This window comes from Pantoea sp. nfd-35 (assembly GCF_056892255.1).
Window position 1 is genome coordinate 15,521 of sequence record NZ_CP122403.1, and the last position, 18,439, is coordinate 33,959.

General features: G+C 53.5%; 18 protein-coding genes. 10 read left to right on the forward strand and 8 right to left on the reverse strand.

Going from position 1 to position 18,439, the window contains the following annotated elements; translation table 11 throughout:
- Positions 1-71: 71 nt before the first annotated feature.
- The 7 genes from P9J57_RS00070 to P9J57_RS00100 form a co-directional block, all read right to left on the reverse strand.
- On the reverse strand, positions 72-1,352 hold the full coding sequence (locus P9J57_RS00070) for an MFS transporter (RefSeq protein ID WP_013023984.1): 1,281 nt from the start codon (positions 1,350-1,352) through the stop codon (positions 72-74).
- A 33-nt stretch (positions 1,353-1,385) separates the two neighbouring features.
- The gene (locus P9J57_RS00075; protein WP_028716109.1) at positions 1,386-2,339 is read right to left on the reverse strand and encodes a sugar kinase; all 954 of its coding nucleotides are present in this window, start codon (positions 2,337-2,339) and stop codon (positions 1,386-1,388) included.
- A gap of 9 nt (positions 2,340-2,348) precedes the next feature.
- Positions 2,349-3,098, reverse strand: coding sequence for a sugar phosphate isomerase/epimerase family protein (locus tag P9J57_RS00080; protein ID WP_483279360.1), 750 nt, complete (start codon positions 3,096-3,098; stop codon positions 2,349-2,351).
- 137 nt (positions 3,099-3,235) lie between these two features.
- Positions 3,236-4,261 (reverse strand): LacI family DNA-binding transcriptional regulator, encoded by a 1,026-nt coding sequence (locus P9J57_RS00085; RefSeq protein ID WP_028716108.1) that lies wholly within the window; start codon positions 4,259-4,261, stop codon positions 3,236-3,238.
- 68 nt (positions 4,262-4,329) lie between these two features.
- Entirely contained in the window at positions 4,330-5,313 is a 984-nt protein-coding gene (locus tag P9J57_RS00090; RefSeq protein ID WP_028716107.1) for a LacI family DNA-binding transcriptional regulator, read from the reverse strand.
- 160 nt (positions 5,314-5,473) lie between these two features.
- A complete protein-coding gene (locus P9J57_RS00095) occupies positions 5,474-6,136 on the reverse strand; it encodes an OmpA family lipoprotein (RefSeq protein ID WP_028716106.1) in 663 nt (220 codons plus the stop codon).
- 115 nt (positions 6,137-6,251) lie between these two features.
- Positions 6,252-6,812 carry a DNA-3-methyladenine glycosylase I gene (locus tag P9J57_RS00100; RefSeq protein ID WP_026020892.1) on the reverse strand — a complete coding sequence of 187 codons (561 nt, stop codon included), beginning with the start codon at positions 6,810-6,812 and terminating at the stop codon, positions 6,252-6,254.
- A 210-nt stretch (positions 6,813-7,022) separates the two neighbouring features.
- Here P9J57_RS00100 and P9J57_RS00105 point away from each other — a divergent pair, with 210 nt between their 5' ends.
- From P9J57_RS00105 to P9J57_RS00120, 4 genes are all read left to right on the forward strand, one after another.
- Positions 7,023-7,628, forward strand: a complete 606-nt coding sequence (locus P9J57_RS00105; protein WP_019104664.1) for a hypothetical protein — start codon at positions 7,023-7,025, stop codon at positions 7,626-7,628.
- A gap of 172 nt (positions 7,629-7,800) precedes the next feature.
- Positions 7,801-8,337 carry a primosomal protein DnaT gene (gene dnaT / locus P9J57_RS00110; RefSeq protein WP_019104663.1) on the forward strand — a complete coding sequence of 179 codons (537 nt, stop codon included), beginning with the start codon at positions 7,801-7,803 and terminating at the stop codon, positions 8,335-8,337.
- A complete protein-coding gene (gene dnaC, locus P9J57_RS00115) occupies positions 8,337-9,077 on the forward strand; it encodes a replicative helicase loader DnaC (protein ID WP_013023975.1) in 741 nt (246 codons plus the stop codon). The genes dnaT and dnaC overlap by 1 nt, the downstream gene beginning before the upstream one ends.
- Before the next feature lie 215 nt (positions 9,078-9,292).
- A complete protein-coding gene (locus P9J57_RS00120) occupies positions 9,293-10,426 on the forward strand; it encodes an ROK family transcriptional regulator (protein WP_019104662.1) in 1,134 nt (377 codons plus the stop codon).
- Between the two features lie 6 nt (positions 10,427-10,432).
- Here P9J57_RS00120 and P9J57_RS00125 read toward each other — a convergent pair whose 3' ends face one another.
- Positions 10,433-11,389 (reverse strand): LacI family DNA-binding transcriptional regulator, encoded by a 957-nt coding sequence (locus tag P9J57_RS00125; protein ID WP_014594951.1) that lies wholly within the window; start codon positions 11,387-11,389, stop codon positions 10,433-10,435.
- 290 nt (positions 11,390-11,679) lie between these two features.
- Between P9J57_RS00125 and P9J57_RS00130 the strand changes: the two genes are divergently transcribed.
- The 6 genes from P9J57_RS00130 to tcuC all read left to right on the forward strand — a co-directional run bounded on the left by P9J57_RS00130 (position 11,680) and on the right by tcuC (position 18,425).
- Complete coding sequence (locus tag P9J57_RS00130) at positions 11,680-11,994, forward strand: PTS sugar transporter subunit IIB (protein ID WP_013023972.1); 315 nt, start codon at positions 11,680-11,682, stop codon at positions 11,992-11,994.
- A gap of 12 nt (positions 11,995-12,006) precedes the next feature.
- Positions 12,007-13,344 (forward strand): PTS cellobiose transporter subunit IIC, encoded by a 1,338-nt coding sequence (locus tag P9J57_RS00135; protein ID WP_013023971.1) that lies wholly within the window; start codon positions 12,007-12,009, stop codon positions 13,342-13,344.
- A gap of 12 nt (positions 13,345-13,356) precedes the next feature.
- Positions 13,357-14,739: a glycoside hydrolase family 1 protein gene (locus P9J57_RS00140; RefSeq protein WP_013023970.1), complete on the forward strand. Its 1,383-nt coding sequence runs from the start codon at positions 13,357-13,359 to the stop codon at positions 14,737-14,739.
- Positions 14,740-14,749: 10 nt separating this feature from the next.
- Positions 14,750-15,052, forward strand: a complete 303-nt coding sequence (locus P9J57_RS00145) for a PTS lactose/cellobiose transporter subunit IIA (protein ID WP_014332939.1) — start codon at positions 14,750-14,752, stop codon at positions 15,050-15,052.
- A 183-nt stretch (positions 15,053-15,235) separates the two neighbouring features.
- Positions 15,236-16,615, forward strand: coding sequence for a carbohydrate porin (locus tag P9J57_RS00150; protein ID WP_089517719.1), 1,380 nt, complete (start codon positions 15,236-15,238; stop codon positions 16,613-16,615).
- A 508-nt stretch (positions 16,616-17,123) separates the two neighbouring features.
- A complete protein-coding gene (tcuC, locus tag P9J57_RS00155) occupies positions 17,124-18,425 on the forward strand; it encodes an MFS transporter (protein WP_014594947.1) in 1,302 nt (433 codons plus the stop codon).
- Positions 18,426-18,439: the final 14 nt, after the last annotated feature.

Consider the following 18,439-nt stretch of genomic DNA (forward strand, 5'->3'; position numbering starts at 1 on the left):
CAGATAGCTTCCTGTAAATAGATGACGGGCAACGCTAAGGTCGCCCGGAGAAGAGGCTAACGCTTACGCTTTCAGGCCGGTTTCGCCCCATGAAGCGACGGCGCCTTATTTTGTGCAGGTTTGACGATAAGCGTCAGTACCACTGACAGCAGTAACGCCCCTCCCATAAAGATATAGGAGGCAGAAGGACTCCCGGTCGCGCCATTCAGATAACCCACAATCCATGAGCCGATAAAGGAACCCAGCGCACCCATACTGTTAATCAGGGCCATTGCGCCACCTGAAACATTACGCGGCAACATTTCCGGGATAATGGCAAAGAAGGGGCCATATGGCGCGTACATCGCAGCCCCGGCGATCACTAACAACGTATAGGATAGCCAGAAATTGCCCGATCCTACCAGGTAGGAGCCGAGGAAGGCCAGCGCCCCAATCAGCAATAAAGGCCAGACGAATAACTTACGGTTTTGGGTTTTGTCTGACGCCCAGGACACCAGTACCATTGCAATGGTCGCCGCCAGATAAGGCACTGCCGATAACCAGCCCGCCTCCACCATGCCCATTTGCGTACCGTTACGCAAAATTGAAGGTAGCCACAGCACGAAACCGTAAACGCCAATGCTCCAGGCAAAATATTGCATACAAAGAATGATCACATTGCGGTTACGGAAGGCTTCCCCATAGTTACGCACGGCCTTGATACTTTCCTGCTCTTTTTGCAACTCGGCCTGCAGCGCGGCTTTTTCGACCTCACTCATCCAGCGTGCCTGTGAGGGTTTGTCCTGCACCATAAACCACCAGGCTACGGCCCAGATGACCGCAGGAATGCCTTCAAAAATAAACATTTCCCGCCAGCCAAAGGCCTCAATCAGATAACCGGAGACCACTGACATCCACAATACCGTGACCGGATTGCCCAGGATCAGAAAGGTATTAGCCCGCGAGCGTTCAGATTTAGTAAACCAGTTACTGATATAAATCAGCATCGCAGGCATTACGGCCGCTTCAACCACGCCGAGGATAAAGCGAATGGCCGCCAGCATGGGAATATTACTGACTACGCCGGTCAGTGAGGCGCAGCCGCCCCACAGAATCAGGCACCAGAAGATCAGTTTTTTTACGCTGCGGCGTTCGGCATAAATCGCGCCGGGTATCTGAAAAAAGAAATATCCCAGAAAGAACAAGGCGCCCAGTAATGACGACATGCCTTTCGTGATGCCCAAATCGTCGTTAATGCCCGCTGCTGAGGCAAAACTAAAATTGGCACGGTCAAGGTAGGCAAGGCTGTATGTAATAAACACGATGGGCATGATGAACCACCAGCGTTTTGGCGCGATCGTCTGCGTTTTCATCGGGAACTCCTCTGTCTGTGTTTGAGGGCTGGGCTATGCATCGCCTAACTGCTGACGCGTCGGCAACCCTTCGCTGTCGCCAATAACCTGAATCGCCAGTGAACCTATTTTGTTACCCCGGCGGATCGCCTGCACCAGTGGCTTCCCTTCCAGCAACGCACTAATCACACCCACGGCAAAGCCATCCCCTGCCCCTACAGTATCGACGACGTTATCCACTCTCATCGCCTCCACCTGGCCCTGTTCACCGCTGGCCGTCTTGTACCAGGCCCCCTCACAGCCGGTTTTAATGATCACCGCCTTTACGCCCTTATCAAGATAAAAGTCAGCGATATCCTGCGGCTGGCGATAGCCAGTTAAGATATAGCCTTCTTTTTCGCCAGGCAGTACCCAGTCTGCGTATTCTGCTAACAGATTGAGCTGCTTGCGCATTTCGCCTTCGCTGCGCCACAGTACTGGACGCAGATTGGGGTCAAACGAAAGCGTTTTGCCTCGCGCCCGCATCTCTTTCGCAGCATGCTTTGCCAGCTCAAGTGAGCTGTCTGAAATCGCTGCTGCCACCCCGCTGAGGTGCAGATGACGTGCAGCGCCAAAATAGTCGTGATCAAAATCTGTTGGCGACAGATGACTGGCGGCGGAGCCCTTACGAAAGTACTCCACCAGCGGATCTGAACCGTCATCGACTTTGGATTTCAGCTGGAAGCCGGTCGGATAGCGCGGGTCAACGGTCACCTGACGATGATCGATATTTTCCTTATCCAGCACCTGACAGATGAAGCGACCAAAGGCGTCCTGCCCCACGCGGCTCACCCAGCCCACTTTCAGCCCCAGTCGCGCCAGACCAATAGCGACGTTCAGCTCTGCGCCAGCGGCGCGCTTCACAAAGGTGTCTACTGCGGCCAAATCGCCCGTTTCACGGGCGACAAACATGGCCATGGCCTCACCGATGGTGATTACATCAAGCGTGCCGTTTGGATGGGTAGTCATATGTACTCCTCAGACGTTACGCAGCAGCGTCACATAATGGCGCGTCACCGCAATCAAATCGTCGCCTTCCAGCGGAAACTCAATGCCGCGAGGCACTGCTGCTGGCAACCGGTGTAACAGGCTTTGCCAGCCAGGGCCGGCATCATCCAGCGCGATGGCGCGGTAGCTTGTCCCCTGCGGCACCGCCGCTTTGACATGCACGTAACCCACATGCTCAGCCAGCAGACCAGCCGCCTGGATCGGGTCTTCACCTGTCCAGCACCAGTTACCCATGTCAAATGTCATGGTAATCGGCAGCGCCGCCTCACCGGCGGCCTTAAAGAACCCTACCATCGGTTGCTGTTTGCCGAAGCGGGTTTGATCGTTTTCCACAGTCAGGGGCACGCCATATTCTGTCATCAAGCCACGTAGCTTTTCGCTGTACAGCGCGCCCGTAAAGTTACCCAGCGCCACTTTCAGCCGCTGTGCATTCAACTGACGTGCTTCGGAAAAGTAACCGTCCAGTAAGGGGTTAAGTTTGCCGTCCTCACAGAACAAGGTGTCGGGTACCGAATAACTGATGCGCAGCTGGTGCACCTGCGCTGCCTGCGCCAGCGCGGGTAAATGGGCTAACGTGGTCTCATCAAACAGTTCACGGCGGATTTCCACACCGTCGGCGCCCGCCTGCTGGATAAGGGGCAATAGCGCGGCCTGCCCGCCCAGCTCAGCAATCTGTTGATGACCATACGCGGCGGCCACGATGATGATTTCGGGCTTCATTACGACTCCTGATGTGAAAATCTGCATTAACGTTATAAAAACGTTAAATGGAACCGGTTCCAAAGCAAAGTAGCAAAATGCGGAAGTATGATCGTGCTCACGAAGCGAGCACGTAATCGAAGGGAAGAGTCTGAAAATCAGCCGAGGCGTTGGCTGGAACCGCGCACGATGAGTTCGCCTGAAAAAACCTGTTCACAAGGTGGATGGTCGTGCCCCTCAATACGGGATATAAGACGTTCGAGCGCGCGATAACCGATTTGCCAGGTGGGCTGCTTTAAGGTGGTAATACCGACGCCAGCCAACGCAGCCCATTCGAGCTCGTCAAACCCTAACAGGCCAATATCTCTACCCCAGCGCAGGGCAAGACGCTGCAGAGAATGAGCCACCTGCAAGGTCAGGGCGCCATTGGCTACCATTACCGCACAGCGTTTTCCCGCGTGCCGCTGATGAAAGTCGCGCAGAATCTTATCCATTATCCCGGGCTGGTGCAGCGCGACTTCCGCATTCTCATGGGCGATTGCGGGATGTGCAGCAAGACGTTGCCGAAACGCCTGCAGTCGCTCCCGGCGCGTATTCACGCTGCCTAAGGGTTCGCTGAGAAACAGCAGCGACTCATAACCGTTGTCAATAAGATGGGCTGTGGCCGTTTCTGCCGCTTCGGCATTATTCAACCCGACCACATCGCAGGGGAAATCAGGGATTTTTCGGTCGATCAGCACCATGGGCAGTAAAGACTGTTGTAGTCGGCTCAGTACCGCTTCATGCATGCCAACGGCGTTAACGACAATGCCCTCAACCTGATAGCTGCTCAGCAATTGCAGGTAATGTTGCTCCAGATCGACTTCGTTATTGGTATTACACATCAGTAACGTAAAGCCACATTCACGGCAGGCCGCTTCAATGCCACACATGACGTCTACAGAATAGGGATTGGTGATATCGGCGATGATCAGGCCAATGAGTCGGGTACGCCCCCGTTTCAGGCCACGTGCCATCTGGCTTGGCCGATAGTTAAGATCGCTAATCGCCTGCTCGATGCGCTTTTTTAAATCGGCAGAAAGCAGATGTTGCTCGCCGTTTAAATAGCGCGAGACGCTGGTTTTACCGGTTTTTGCCGCATGAGCAACATCGCTGATAGTGGCGCGAGGCGGCCTGATTTTCATAAAGTATTCCGCAAATTAAGCATCCCGCGAGACTACCACAGCCATACAACATGGCAAAAACGTTCGCGTTACTGGGGAAATTGCAGCCAGGGTTGCCACAGTACTTGTAACTCCGCCAGCGGTGCTCCTTCCAGCAGCCGCATCACCATCATCGCAACCTGCTCGCCTCTCTGCTGCTCGCTGGCCTGCCGAATGGCGATAACCGGATGATCGATAATGGCGTCGACCGGTAGCCCATCCCATGCCACTAAGGCAACAGCAGTATCACCCTCCAGGCGGCCCGCCTGCTGTAAGGCCACGAGCGCGCCTTCCGCCAGGGCGCTGCAATCGGTGATAATGGCCTGAGGTTGCAGCCCCTGTGCCAGCCAGTCTGTGGTTTGCTGATAGCCCGCCCGGCGCGACGGCGCAACCACCGCCGTGGCATAGGGCGGCACGGAATCCATTGCGTTGAGGTAGCCCTGGCGACGATCGCGCACAAAGGTGCAGGTTGTATTGCCTCCGAGCCAGGCGATGCGTTGCATACCCAGCGCCAGGCAGTGTTTTACCGCCAACGCCGAACCTGCGGCGTTATCAACATCGAACCAGGCATGATTCTGCTCTGAATCACTGCGTCCCAGCGTAAGAAAACTCACGCCTTTCTGCTGCAGGCTGAGCAGGCGCGCGTCATGAGGTGACGTGTGCGTAACAACAATGGCATCCACTGCCCGGCTGCGCAGCATGCGAATCAGTGAACGCTGCCCGTCATGCGGTTTATCTGTTAACAACACGAGATCGATATCGTGTTGGGAAAGACGCTGATCGAGCGCCAGTAATATCTTGTTAAAGTGCGTATCGTTGAAAGCGGGTGTGGTCATTGGATAAACCAGGCCAACCGCATTGGCACGGCCGGTTTTCAACCGTCGCGCTGCAACGTTGGGACGGTAGCCGCGCCGCTGCGCTTCTTCTTCCACGCGCTGCCGCGTTTGCTTTGCCACATCTTCATAGCCGTTGAGTGCCCGGCTCACTGTGGTAACGGAGAGACCCAGTACTGACGCAATGGCTTTAAGTGACATGATGCGTTATCCATTGTTCAATTTGAACCATTCTTGCATAAAGCGTTGACAGGCACCGTGCGCAGGTTCCCAACTGGAAACCTTACCCATTTTATTACCAAAAGCCGTCGAAAAAAGGACAGCGAGTCTGACTTTGCCCCCGGCGACGGGGGCGAGATGATCAATTTAACGGACTGAGCGTGATTTCAACGCGGCGGTTCTGTGCCTTACCGGCTTCAGTGCTGTTGGTTGCAACTGGACTGTCTGGACCTGCCCCCTGGGTATGCAAGCGGCTGCCGGCTACACCCTGAACGATCAGCGCGCTGGCCACACTCTCTGCACGCTGCTGCGACAGACGCATATTTAAAGCACGCGAGCCGGTGCTGTCCGTGTGTCCCACGACATTCACGGCGGTTTTAGGATACTCTTTTAGCACCATAGCGACGCCGGTCAGCGTATTAGCGCCCGCCGGTTTCAGGCTGCTGCTACTGGAATCAAAGGTCACATTGTTCGGCATATTCAGCACGATGTTATCGCCCTGACGCGTAACGCTAACGCCGGTTCCCTTCATTTTGTCACGCAGCTTCGCTTCCTGAACATCCATGTAATAGCCCACGCCGCCGCCTAACGCCGCGCCGCTTGCTGCACCGATTAACGCACCTTTGCCCCGATCTTTCTTCGAAGAGGAAAGCACGCCAACGCCAGCACCCACTAATGCGCCCAAACCTGCGCCTACACCGGATTTTCCCGCCTGAGACTCACCGGTATAAGGATTAGTTGTACAACCTGATACCACCAAACTACCGCTCAACAGCAGGGTGAGAGCAATTAACTTTTTCTGCATTATTTGTCCCTTAGATTCATCACAACGAGGCACCTTGTCCCCGGTTGGCATTGATTATGCCGCGCAAAAGTGAGGAAAATCCTGAGACAATGTCTTATTTTGTAAAGGATCGACGTTAAATGTTGTCAGGATGACAAAAGCAGTTGGTTTGATGATCGTTTATCAGGCCGCAGGCCTGCATAAATGAATAACAAATTGTCGGGCCGATGAATTTAAAACCACGGGTCTTTAGCGCTTTTGAAAGCGCGATAGCCTGCGCAGAGGTGGTGGGGCTTTGTTTGTAATCGGCAACATGATTGACGACAGGCTGATTATCAACGAACTGCCATACAAAGTGGGCAAAATCCTCCCCTTTTGCTTCCATTGCCAGCATCGCCCGGGCATTAGCAATAATGGCCGCAATTTTTCCGGGATGACGAATAATGCCGCTGTTTTGCATCAGTTGGGCGATATCCTGATCGTCCATCTGCGCAATGGTTTGCGGTTCAAACTGGTGAAACGCGGCGCGGTAATTTTGGCGTTTTTTCAGTACGGTAATCCAGGATAACCCAGCCTGCTGGCCTTCCAGACAGAGCATTTCAAACAGCGCCTGCTTATCCCTCTGTGGTCTGCCCCACTCGTCGTCGTGATACGCCAGATAGACAGGATCTTGCGTTACCCAGCCACATCGTTGCATCGTGTTTTTCCTTTTATGCCAGGCCATGTTTATTGCCTCGATAGTAGAGGGAATCCTCCAACATTTGAACCCGAGTCACAGTAAATTGCGAGGCCGCTTCGGTTATCCGCTGCACTCATGCATTTAGCTGAACCAATCACGCATAAAAAGCGAAGGCAGCGATAACGAATGTAAATACAATGATAACGATAGTCATTTTCAGGTAACTCCATGCGTAACAATGTCATCCTTATTGGGCGTGAGCTCACCGTATTTCTTTTTGCTTCTCTGTTTATCACCTTCATGATCGGCCCCATCTATATCGATGTGGTCTGGATGAATAATGCGCTGCACGAAGCGTCTTTTACCGAAACTGCGCAGGAACTGTTGTTATTCAGTCTTGCCGCACTGTTTTTTATTGCCGCCCGTCATCGGCCTGCACAACGCGGTGGATTAACCCTAATTGCCGGTTTTTACAGTTGCATGCTTATTCGTGAGCTGGATTTTTTCTTCGATCTCATCCGTCATGGTAGCTGGATGTGGTTTGCGCTGGCGATCGCGCTGGGCAGTTTAGCGGTGGCCATGCGTACCCCAAAGCAGACCCTGAGCGCGCTGGCCGATCTCCTCAGGCACAACCGCTGGCCCGTTATGGCTGCCGGATTGATGATCGTGCTGGTTTTTTCCCGACTGTTTGGGATGAACACGCTGTGGTCTCACCTGATGCCCGATCACTACAATCGTGGCGTAAAAAACATGGCCGAAGAAGGCGTGGAATTACTGGGCTACAGCCTGTGCTGGCTGGCCGGGCTCCGCTATCTGTGGCAAACCCGTCGCTAAAAGCGTAAGACAGCTTACGCCACGTCCGCCCAGCCATTGTGTGAACGCATCCGGTTGGGTGGAAAACCTCAACGCTTTTTCAGCGATCCCGCGCGTTAAAAAAGGTACAATATCCGCTTCTGCACTGGAAATTTTATCCGGTGTTCGGTGTAAGTTAACCGCAGGTCTTTTCATGTCAGTCAAAATCTTAACGTCAACGCTTATTGGTCTTGAGGCTTTCCGTCAGGATCCGCTCAGCGCCTTGCAGCAGGCTGAAGACGGCACGCTGGCGGTGCTGGAAAATTATACGCCCGTACTGTATGCCATTACGCCAGCGCGCCTCGCGCGGCTACTGGCACTTGAGGCCGCCGCCCAGCAACCCAGTGATGTGGCGCTGGACGACAGCCTGTATGACGATGTTTCTGCTACGCTGCATACGCCGGTGGGTAAATTCGCCATGTATGATGGCTGGCAGCCGGACGCTGACTTTACGCGACAGGCGGCCATCTGGGGCGTTGCACTAAGCGAACCGGTGACGCCAGCTGAACTGGCTGCCTTTGTGGCCTACTGGCAGGCGGAAGGGCGTTTGTTTCATCATGTGCAGTGGCAGCAGAAGCTGGCACGCAGCCTGCAAATGAATCGGGCGGCCAATGGCGGACAACCCAGACGTGACATTACACAGTTGCCAAATCCTGACAGCACAATTCCTGATGGTTTCCGGGGTGAATAATGAAAACGCCGAACGATCTGTTTAACCGTCTGAAACGAATGATGCCCGCGGGTACCCGACCCAAGTTCACAAACGGTGAAGAATTACTGGCCTGGAATCAGGAACAGGGCCGTCTGCGATCAGAATCTATCGTGCGCGAAAATCGTGCGATGAAAATGCAGCGCATCATGGGCCGTTCCGGCATTCGCGAGCTACACATCAACTGCTCGTTTGATAACTATCGGGTTGAAAACGAAGGCCAACGCAAAGCGCTGGAACTGGCTCGCCAGTATGCGGCCGAATTTGATGGCAGTATTGCCAGCTTTGTTTTTTCTGGCCGTCCAGGCACTGGCAAAAACCACCTGGCAGCCGCCATTGGTAACGATCTGATTTTACGTGGCAAGAGCGTGCTAATCGTTACGGTGGCAGATCTGATGTCGAGCATGAAGGGCACCTTCAGCGGCAGCAGCAATATTACGGAAGAACGGCTGATTCAGGATCTCAGCAGCGTTGATTTGCTGGTGATCGATGAGATCGGTATGCAGAGTGAATCGCGCTACGAGAAAGTGATTATCAACCAGATTGTGGACCGCCGTTCCTCCTCGAAACGCCCGACGGGCATGCTGTCTAACCTCGATCACGCCGGGATGAATGCGCTGCTGGGTGAACGCGTTATGGATCGCATGCGGCTGGGCAATAGCCTGTGGGTTCGCTTTGACTGGGAAAGCTACCGTAGCCGCGTTCGCGGTGATGAATACTGATTTGGCTGCCCGCGAACGCGGGCCAGCTCTTTACCTTACCGTTACACAATCCTGTGGCCTGGCACCCATTTCTGACTTAATTCTCTCGCCCTGAGGCCGTCGCCGTTTGGCAGGCTTATCTGCACGATGCTAAGTTTTGATTAGACATCAAACTAATAAGACTTCATCGTTGGTGGCAAATCTGCTGCCGATTTCCACACCTGGGGTAATCCGCCATGAAAGTGACTGGCAAAGGGCCTGCATTAATGCGGCTGAATAATCAAAAGCGGGTCATGGCGCAACTGCGCCAGCGCCGTATCACGTCGCGGCAGGACCTCGCGCACATCCTGGCAATCAGTAAAAATACCGTGTCGCAGATTATTGACGATCTGCTGGAACAGGATCTCGTGCAGGAGCTGGGAAAAGCCAGTGTCTCTGCGGCAGGTCGCCCTAAAATCCAGATTACCCTGCGTCCGGAAAAGCTGGTCAGCGCCGGCATCATGGTGGAAAAGAACCTGATCCACTGGCAGGTTTGCGATTATTTCTCTCAACCCTTGGCGGAACAAACCCTGCGGACAGATACCAGCCGACCGGCGCCACTGTTAGCGGAGGTGACCGCCTTATGTGAAAAACTCACCGAATCCTGGCCGGGCCTGCTGGGCATCGGGCTGGGCTTTCCTGGCGTCGTCGATCCCAGACGGGGCTGGATGCATTTATCTACCCATCTGGGCTGGCAGGACGTTGATCTGGCGAGCAACCTGCGTAAACAGATCAGATTACCGATTCGCATTATGAATAACGTTAAAGCCGCTGCGCTGCTGTCTGTGCAACAACTCAACTTGCCCGCCGAAAGCGGGCATTTTTATTTACGAATTGCCGAAGGAATTGGCGGCGCACTGGTACAGCACGGTGTCGTTTTTACCGGCAACAGCTGGACGGCGGGCGAAGCCGGCCACCTCACTGTCCAGCCGAACGGGCCTCGCTGTAGCTGCAACCGTCAGGGTTGTCTGGAAGCCATGATCAGTAAACCTGCCATTAATCAACAGCTGGCCCAGCGTCAGCCGGGGCTGACCTGGCACAACCGCGACAGCGCGCCTAACGTGGTAAACGAAGTGATGCAACTGGCGGGAAACTATCTGGGTATCGCGCTCAGCCAGATCATGCTGTTGCTCAATCCGGCAAACATCATCATTGATTGCCCCTGGAGCGTCAGCCCAACATTTTGTCAGGCCGTACTTAATCAAACCCAGGCCAACAAGCTGGCATTCATTGCCGCTCACACTCAGGTACATTTTCTGACGTCGCACCTTGCACCGGCAACGGGACTGGCGCTGGCGATTATTGAGCAACAAGAGCAGCGAACGGACTAAGGGCGCTCAGCGCTGGCGAAAGTCAGGGATAATCAGGTCACCCCGCATGACATAAGAGTCCAGTACGCTACGCGTCTGTTCAGTCAGTGCCTTAACGATGCGCGCTGCCATCGCGTCCATCGAGTACTCAATCGCCGGAATAGTCGGAATGCCGGGCAAGTTCAACGAGCCCGCCAGACTGAAGACCATAATGTCGTCGGGAACCTTTTTGTTGAACGCCTGCAACTGGGGAATGACTTTCTGCGCCTGTTGTTCATCCGCTACCAGCAATGCGCTGAAATTCAGCGTGGACGCGTTATTCAGCAACTCCTGGAGTGCTACCGAGGAGGATGTGGCGTCCATAAACACAAGGTTGCGGTTAAACGGCAGAAAGTTTTTTTCCAGCGCGTGTTTATAACCCAACAGAACCCGATCGGAAAATCCCATTCTGTCAGGATGAATCAGAGCAATCTGTCGGCGATTTTGGCTTATCAGGTAGTTGCAGGCGGTTTCGGCGGCAAAGGCGTGATCGAACTGAATGCTGTTAACGTCGTCCCCGGCTTCCAGACAATCCACCAGGATAACGTTTTTTTGATTCAGGTTCAGCGGGAAGCGCGCGCCGATAATCAACACATCGTCACACAACCCACAGGTCAGCTCATCAAGGCAGGTCATCACTTCCATCCTGCTGTTCGCGAAACGGAGCAAGAGGTGTTTTTGGTGCTGGCTGAGGTGTTTTTCCAGCGCATAGAGGTAACCGGTGGTCTGGTTAATGTTGTCCTGTGCGCAAATTACGCCAATACAGCCGGTGGTTTGACTGAGTAATGACTGAGCGATCACGTTTGGACGATAACTGAGTTCATCCACCGCTTTTAATACCGCAACGCGGCTGGCTTCTTTTACACCGCGTGACCCACTCAACACGCGCGACACCGTGGCTTTTGACACACCCGCGAGACGCGATACATCGTTGATAGTAGACATTCTTTTCCCCTGAAAACCCCGCTGAATCCCTGAAAAACGCCCTAATCCTGCGGCTCAAATAATCATCACCGGCAGTATAGCTTTTTCGTTTTTTCATGGAAACCGATTTTCCATTTCTTCTCAATTATCGACAATAGCTTGAAATTACGTGATCTGAATCGTAAGAAAAATGTTTATTTAACGGGGATCATGATGCCTGTCACACTTCCGTTTGCATCAAATGGAAACCGGTTTCCGTATCATATCAAATCAAGTCTGTAACACGTTTTATACGCAAAGGAGGGTTACTCATGATCAGGATTATGTTGTGTTGTTCAGCAGGAATGTCCACGAGTCTTTTAGTCCGCAAGATGGTCGACGTTGCGAACCAGCGCGGGCTGAGTGTGCAGATCGATGCCTGGGGCGTTTCCGAATTTGATGCGCAGTTTCCAAACTATCAGGTCGTTCTGCTCGGTCCGCAAGTGAAGTACATGTTAACCACGCTCTCAGAAAAAGCTGCCACCCACGGCATTCCTGTCCAGGCCATCAATATGACGGACTACGGCATGCAACGCGGTGACAAGGTGCTGGATTACGCTCTGTCGCTTATTGAAGCGGCACACTAGAAAGGTGTCATTATGAGTTCGTTATATCAGTCGATGGTGACGGTAATTGAACAGTCCATTACGCCACTCGCCGGAAAGTTAGGTCAGCAAAAGTATGTGATAGCGATTCGTGACGGCTTTACGGCGGCGCTACCGTTTATGATTATTGGATCGTTTATGTTGGTATTTATCTTCCCGCCGTTTTCAGCGGACACCACCAACAGCGTTGCCCGTGCCTGGCTGGACTTTTCCATCACTTATCGCCAACAGCTGATGCTGCCGTTTAATCTCAGCATGGGCGTTATGACCTTTTTTATCTCGGTCGGGATTGGTGCCAGCCTGGGCCGCCAGTTTAATCTGGACCCCATCATGTCGGGTTTGCTGGCATTTATGGCGTTTTTACTGGTGGCCGCGCCTTATGCGGATGAAAAGATCTCTACCCAGTATCTTTCCGGTCAGGGAATTTTTACTGCCTTGATTACCGCCATTTACGCCACCCGGGTTTATGCCTGGCTAAAACAAAATAATGTCACGATCCGCCTGCCGAAAGAAGTGCCTACCGGCGTGGCACGCTCCTTCGAGATTCTGATCCCGGTACTGGTGATTATCGCAACGTTACATCCGCTCAACCTGTTTATCGAAGCGCAAACCGGCATGATTATGCCACAGGCGATCATGCATTTGCTGGAGCCGCTGGTTTCGGCTTCGGACTCTTTGCCCGCCATTTTGCTTTCCGTCCTGCTGTGTCAGATTTTCTGGTTTGCCGGTATTCATGGTGCACTGATCGTCACCGGCATTATGAATCCCTTCTGGATGGCTAACCTCTCTGCTAACCAGGCCGCCCTGGCGGCGGGAGCCGCGCTGCCGCATGTCTATCTACAGGGGTTCTGGGATCACTACCTGCTGATTGGCGGAGTGGGCTCCACCTTACCGCTGGCCTTCTTACTGCTACGTAGCCGGGTGCTACATTTACGCACCATTGGCAAAATGGGCGTGGTGCCCAGCTTTTTTAATATCAATGAGCCCATCCTGTTTGGTGCGCCGGTCATCATGAACCCGCTGCTGTTTATCCCCTTCGTCTGCGTTCCAATGATTAATGCCGTGCTGGCTTATACCGCCACGAAACTCGGCTGGATCGCCCAGGTGGTTTCGCTTACGCCATGGACCACGCCCGCCCCGATCGGTGCCTCCTGGGCCGCTAACTGGGCGCTAAGCCCGCTGGTGATGTGCCTGATTTGTATGCTGATGTCGGCGCTGATGTACTTACCCTTCCTGCGTGCCTATGAACGCAGCCTGATTAAAGCAGAAGAGAAAAAAATCAAGGATGCGCCCCCTGCAGGCCAACCCGTGCCCGGTCATCCACAGGCTTAAGGAGCCCATAAAATGAACTACCGTTTTCCTGAAAATTTCTGGTGGGGCAGCGCCAGCTCGGCGTTACAAGCCGAAGGGGACAGCCTGAATGGCGGTAAAAGCCCTACCACCTGGGATCGCTGGTTTGCGCAACAGCCTCACCGTTTCCATCAAGGCATTGGCCCACAAGACACCTCGGGCTTTTATCAGCACTGGCAGCACGATATCGCATTACTAAAGCAGTTAGGGCACAACAGCTTTCGCACGTCGCTGAGCTGGGCGCGCCTGATGCCAGACGGCACTGACGCCGTGAATCCTGACGCCGTGGCTTTTTATAACAAGGTCATCGATGCATTACTGGCGCAGGGCATTACACCGTTTATCACCCTGTTTCATTTCGATATGCCTCTGGCTATGCAGGACAAAGGCGGCTGGGAGAACCGTGAGGTTGTGGAGGCGTTTGGCCGCTATGCCCAGCGCTGTTTCGCGCTGTTCGGCCATAAGGTGAAACACTGGTTTACCTTCAATGAACCGATTGTGCCGGTCGAAGGTGGCTATCTGTACGATTTTCATTATCCCAACGTCGTGGACTTCAGACGAGCGGCTAACGTGGCCTTGCACACAGTCCTGGCACACGCGCTGGCAGTACGCGCCTGGCGTAACGGCGGCTACGACGGTGACATTGGTGTGGTGCTGAACCTCACGCCGTCCTATTCACGATCGGCGAATCCAGCCGATGTGCAAGCCGCACATCATGCTGACCTGTTGTTTAACCGTAGCTTTCTGGATCCGGTTCTGAAGGGAGAATATCCCGTGGATCTGCTGAGCTTACTGAGTCAGTACCACCAGCTTCCGCGCTGCCAGCCTGGCGACGCTGCGTTGATTGCCGACGGCATTATCGACCTTCTGGGCGTGAACTATTATCAGCCGCGCCGGGTGAAGTGTCGGGACAGCGCCGTCAATGCTGAAGCGCCCTTTATGCCGGAGTGGTTATTCGACCACTATGAAATGCCAGGCCGTCAGATGAATCCGTATCGTGGATGGGAAATTTACGCGCCCGGTATTTACGATATTCTGACTAACCTGCGGGTTAATTATGGAAACCCGCGCTGTTTTATTTCTGAAAATGGTATGGGCGTTGAGAATGAACAGCGATTTATTCAGAACGGTGAAATTCTGGATGATTATCGTATCGAATTTGTTTCCGAACATCTTAAATGGCTGCATAAAGGGATTCGCGAAGGCTGTCATTGCCTGGGTTATCATATGTGGACATTTATTGATAACTGGTCATGGCTAAACGGTTATAAAAATCGTTACGGTTTTGTGCAGTTAGATTTAGCCACGCAAAAACGTACGATTAAAAAGAGTGGCAAATGGTTTGCTGAGGTTGCCGAAAATAACGGTTTTAATTGAGAGCACGATCATGATTGAACTTGAAGACGCGGTAATGACGATTATTGTCAATGCCGGGCATGCCCGCAGCCTGTGCTTTGAAGCCCTTCAGGCAGCACGTAAGGGTGACGTTGATGAGGCAAAAGCCCGGCTAAAGGAGGCCGACGACTATTCCCGCACCGCGCATCAAATGCAAACCCGATTAATAGAGCAGGACGCAGGTGAAGCCCGCCAGCCAATGACCTTAATTATGGTCCATGCTCAGGATCATTTAATGACCTCAATGCTGGCTCGTGAACTGGCAGAAGAAATTGTTTATCTCTACCAGCGTTAATAAAAAACATGACAGGAGATCGGCTGAAAAACAAAAAACCTCTGGAAATAACATAATATAAAAATCAACTTGCCCTGGTCATCAATAAACCCGCGCAGGATGGTTATTGTCTGATCATTAACACACGTCGTTATTCGGGTTGAACATCATCAACCCGAAGGACGCTGTGCAAACGAGATAGCCATGAATATTATTCGAAAACTTCCATTACCTCTGGCGGTGATCGCCGCGCTGTGCCCTGCCGTCGCCGTTGCACAGGAGTTTACGCAGGAACAGATCGACGCCATCGTCGCCAAAGCCGTTGATAAAGCCCTGGCCGAACGCCAGGCGAAGATGGATGCAGCCGTAGCGAAAAAAACGGACGTGGTGACCGACCCGCAAAGCCCGGCCCAGTCACCGGATATGGCAATCCCCTTTGGCGTCACGTTCAGCGGCTATGCGCGCTACGGTGCACACTATCAAAGCGGCGATCAGAAATATGTAGCCGTGGACGGTTCTTATAACGGTGCCTCCGGCATTGGCCGTCTGGGCAACGAAGGCAACGGTGGCGAATTCCAGCTCTCCAAGGCGTTTAAAAGCCAAAGTGGGGCTATCTGGGATGTCAATGTGATGATCGATCACTGGGGCGACGAGGTGAATCTGAAAAAGGCCTATGCCGGCGTGACGAATGTGCTGGCATCAAATCCTGATGCCTACCTCTGGGCCGGACGGGACTTTCATCAGCGCCCGCAGCAGAACATCAATGATTATTTCTGGATGAACCATGATGGCCAGGGCGCGGGCGTGAAGAACTTCGATGTGGGCGGGATAAAATTTGACGTGGCCGCCGTCGCTGCCGTGGAATCCTGTAGCCCTGAAGTGCTCAGCGATGAGTCTAATCCCTCGCGCATCACCTGTACGGGAGGTTCAGGTACCGGGGATAAAGGCAACTACGCTGCCACCTCTAAAATTCACGGCATCAAGCTGGGCGCACTCGATCTGGAGCTGTACGCTAATTACGGTTTCGACTCTAAAGCCGTAGACAGTGAGGACCGCCTGAAAGCCTGGCAGGGTGCGTTTGTACTGAGCCACACTAACGACCATGGCGTGAATAAAGTGATTGCCCGCTATTCTGACAATTCGGATAACAGCGTTTACAGCAAAACCGAGGGCCTCAGCACTGTGTATACCAGCTTTGAGGGTAAGCATCTGTTTAGCCCGCAGGCACAGGTCGAGTATTTGTTGGGTTATCACGACTACGATAACAGTCGGCTGAAAAGCGATAACCGGAAGAACTACGCCGCAATTGTCCGCCCAATGTATTTCTGGAATGACGTCCATTCCACCTGGCTGGAAGCCGGTTATCAGCGCGTTAACTACGATGAAGGCGGCAGTAACCATGGCTGGAAGCTGACTCTGTCGCAAAATATCGCCATTGCCATGGGGCCGGAGTTTCGTCCTATGCTGCGCTTCTATGTCACCGGGGGCAAAGTGGACAATGCGCGCACCGCTCGCGTGAACGGCAGGGAGAACGAAATACTGGACGACTTTAATCTGGGCGCGATGTGGGAAGCCTGGTTTTAGGCACAACCCGAACAGTGATCTCATCCTGCGGATGACAGACGCGCATTCTGTCTCCAACAACGATAACCCATTGCCGATCGGAGGTTCCCGTATAGGGCCGATCGGCATTGGCGCGTTGCAAACGGCATGTTGTCATCCCCTGTGGTCTGGCGGTCTCAGGTAAGGGCGGGAGATCAGGTCCACGGGCTGCGAGTTTAGCTCCTGCCAGGCCAGCGCCCGGCACGCCCGATAAAACCTGACAATCGCGTTACGCTGCCCGGTCGCCTTCAAAAACCCGTATGAACCTTGTCACAAAACACGCATTCCGTTTTTCCGTGTTTACCGGTGACCGTTTATCCCGCCATGTTGTTAAAGGCTTGTTACACATAGCCTCAGGTAATGGCTTAGGGTTATTGATGCACAGTACGCATTAGTCGATGAGTTTATTGCGCTTATTTACTTTATTTTCCTGATCCAGTCTTCAGCAACAGACGCGGCAAAAAGCGTCAATGATAAACTGGAGATACCGATGCATTCCTCGACTTCACCTATGACCACCCGCGCCCGAACCGGCGCCATATTACGTGTTACCTCAGGCAACTTTCTGGAGCAGTTCGACTTTTTCCTGTTCGGCTTTTATGCCACCTATATTGCTCATACCTTCTTTCCTGCGAGCAGTGAATTTGCCTCACTGATGATGACCTTTGCCGTGTTCGGCGCAGGCTTCCTGATGCGCCCCATTGGTGCTGTGGTGCTGGGCGCATACATTGATAAGGTCGGCCGACGTAAAGGTCTGATTGTTACCCTGTCAATTATGGCGGCGGGCACCTTCCTGATCGTCCTGATTCCGTCTTACCAAAGCATTGGGCTTTGGGCACCGATGCTGGTGTTAACCGGCCGCCTGTTACAGGGTTTCTCTGCCGGAGCCGAACTGGGCGGCGTTTCCGTTTATCTGGCTGAGATCGCCACGCCGGGCCGTAAAGGCTTTTATACCAGCTGGCAGTCCGGTAGCCAGCAGGTTGCCATTATGGTTGCCGCCGCGATGGGCTTTGCCCTGAATGCCGTGCTGGAAGAAAGCGCGATTCGTGAGTGGGGCTGGCGCATTCCGTTCCTGTTTGGCTGCATGATTGTGCCTTTCATTTTCTTTCTGCGCCGCAAGCTCGAAGAAACCCAGGAATTTAACGCCCGTCGTCATCACCTGGCGATGCGCGACGTGTTTAAAACCCTTCTGGCCAACTGGCAGGTTGTGATTGCCGGCATGCTGATGGTGGCGATGACCACCACCGCGTTCTATCTGATCACCGTTTATGCGCCTACTTTCGGCAAGAAAGTGCTGATGCTCAGCGCCTCGGACAGCCTGCTGGTTACGCTGCTGGTCGCCATTTCTAACTTTTTGTGGCTGCCGGTTGGCGGAGCGCTGTCTGACCGTTTTGGACGTAAACCCGTCCTGGTCAGCATGACGCTGATCGCGCTGGCGACCGCGTATCCTGCCCTGACGATGCTGGCTGCTGCCCCCAGCTTCTCCATGATGCTCACTGTCCTGCTGTGGCTGTCATTTATTTATGGCCTGTACAACGGCGCGATGATTCCGGCACTTACCGAGATCATGCCAGCTGAGGTGCGAGTAGCAGGCTTTTCACTGGCTTACAGCCTCGCGACCGCCATCTTTGGCGGATTCACGCCGGTGATTTCAACAGCGTTAATTGAGTACACCGGCGATAAAGCCTCTCCGGGTTACTGGATGAGCTTCGCTGCCGTCTGCGCCTTACTGGCAACGCTGTACCTGTACCGTCGCAGCACGGTCAATCTGCAAACCGCCGTTAAACATTAAGTCAGGGCTTACAT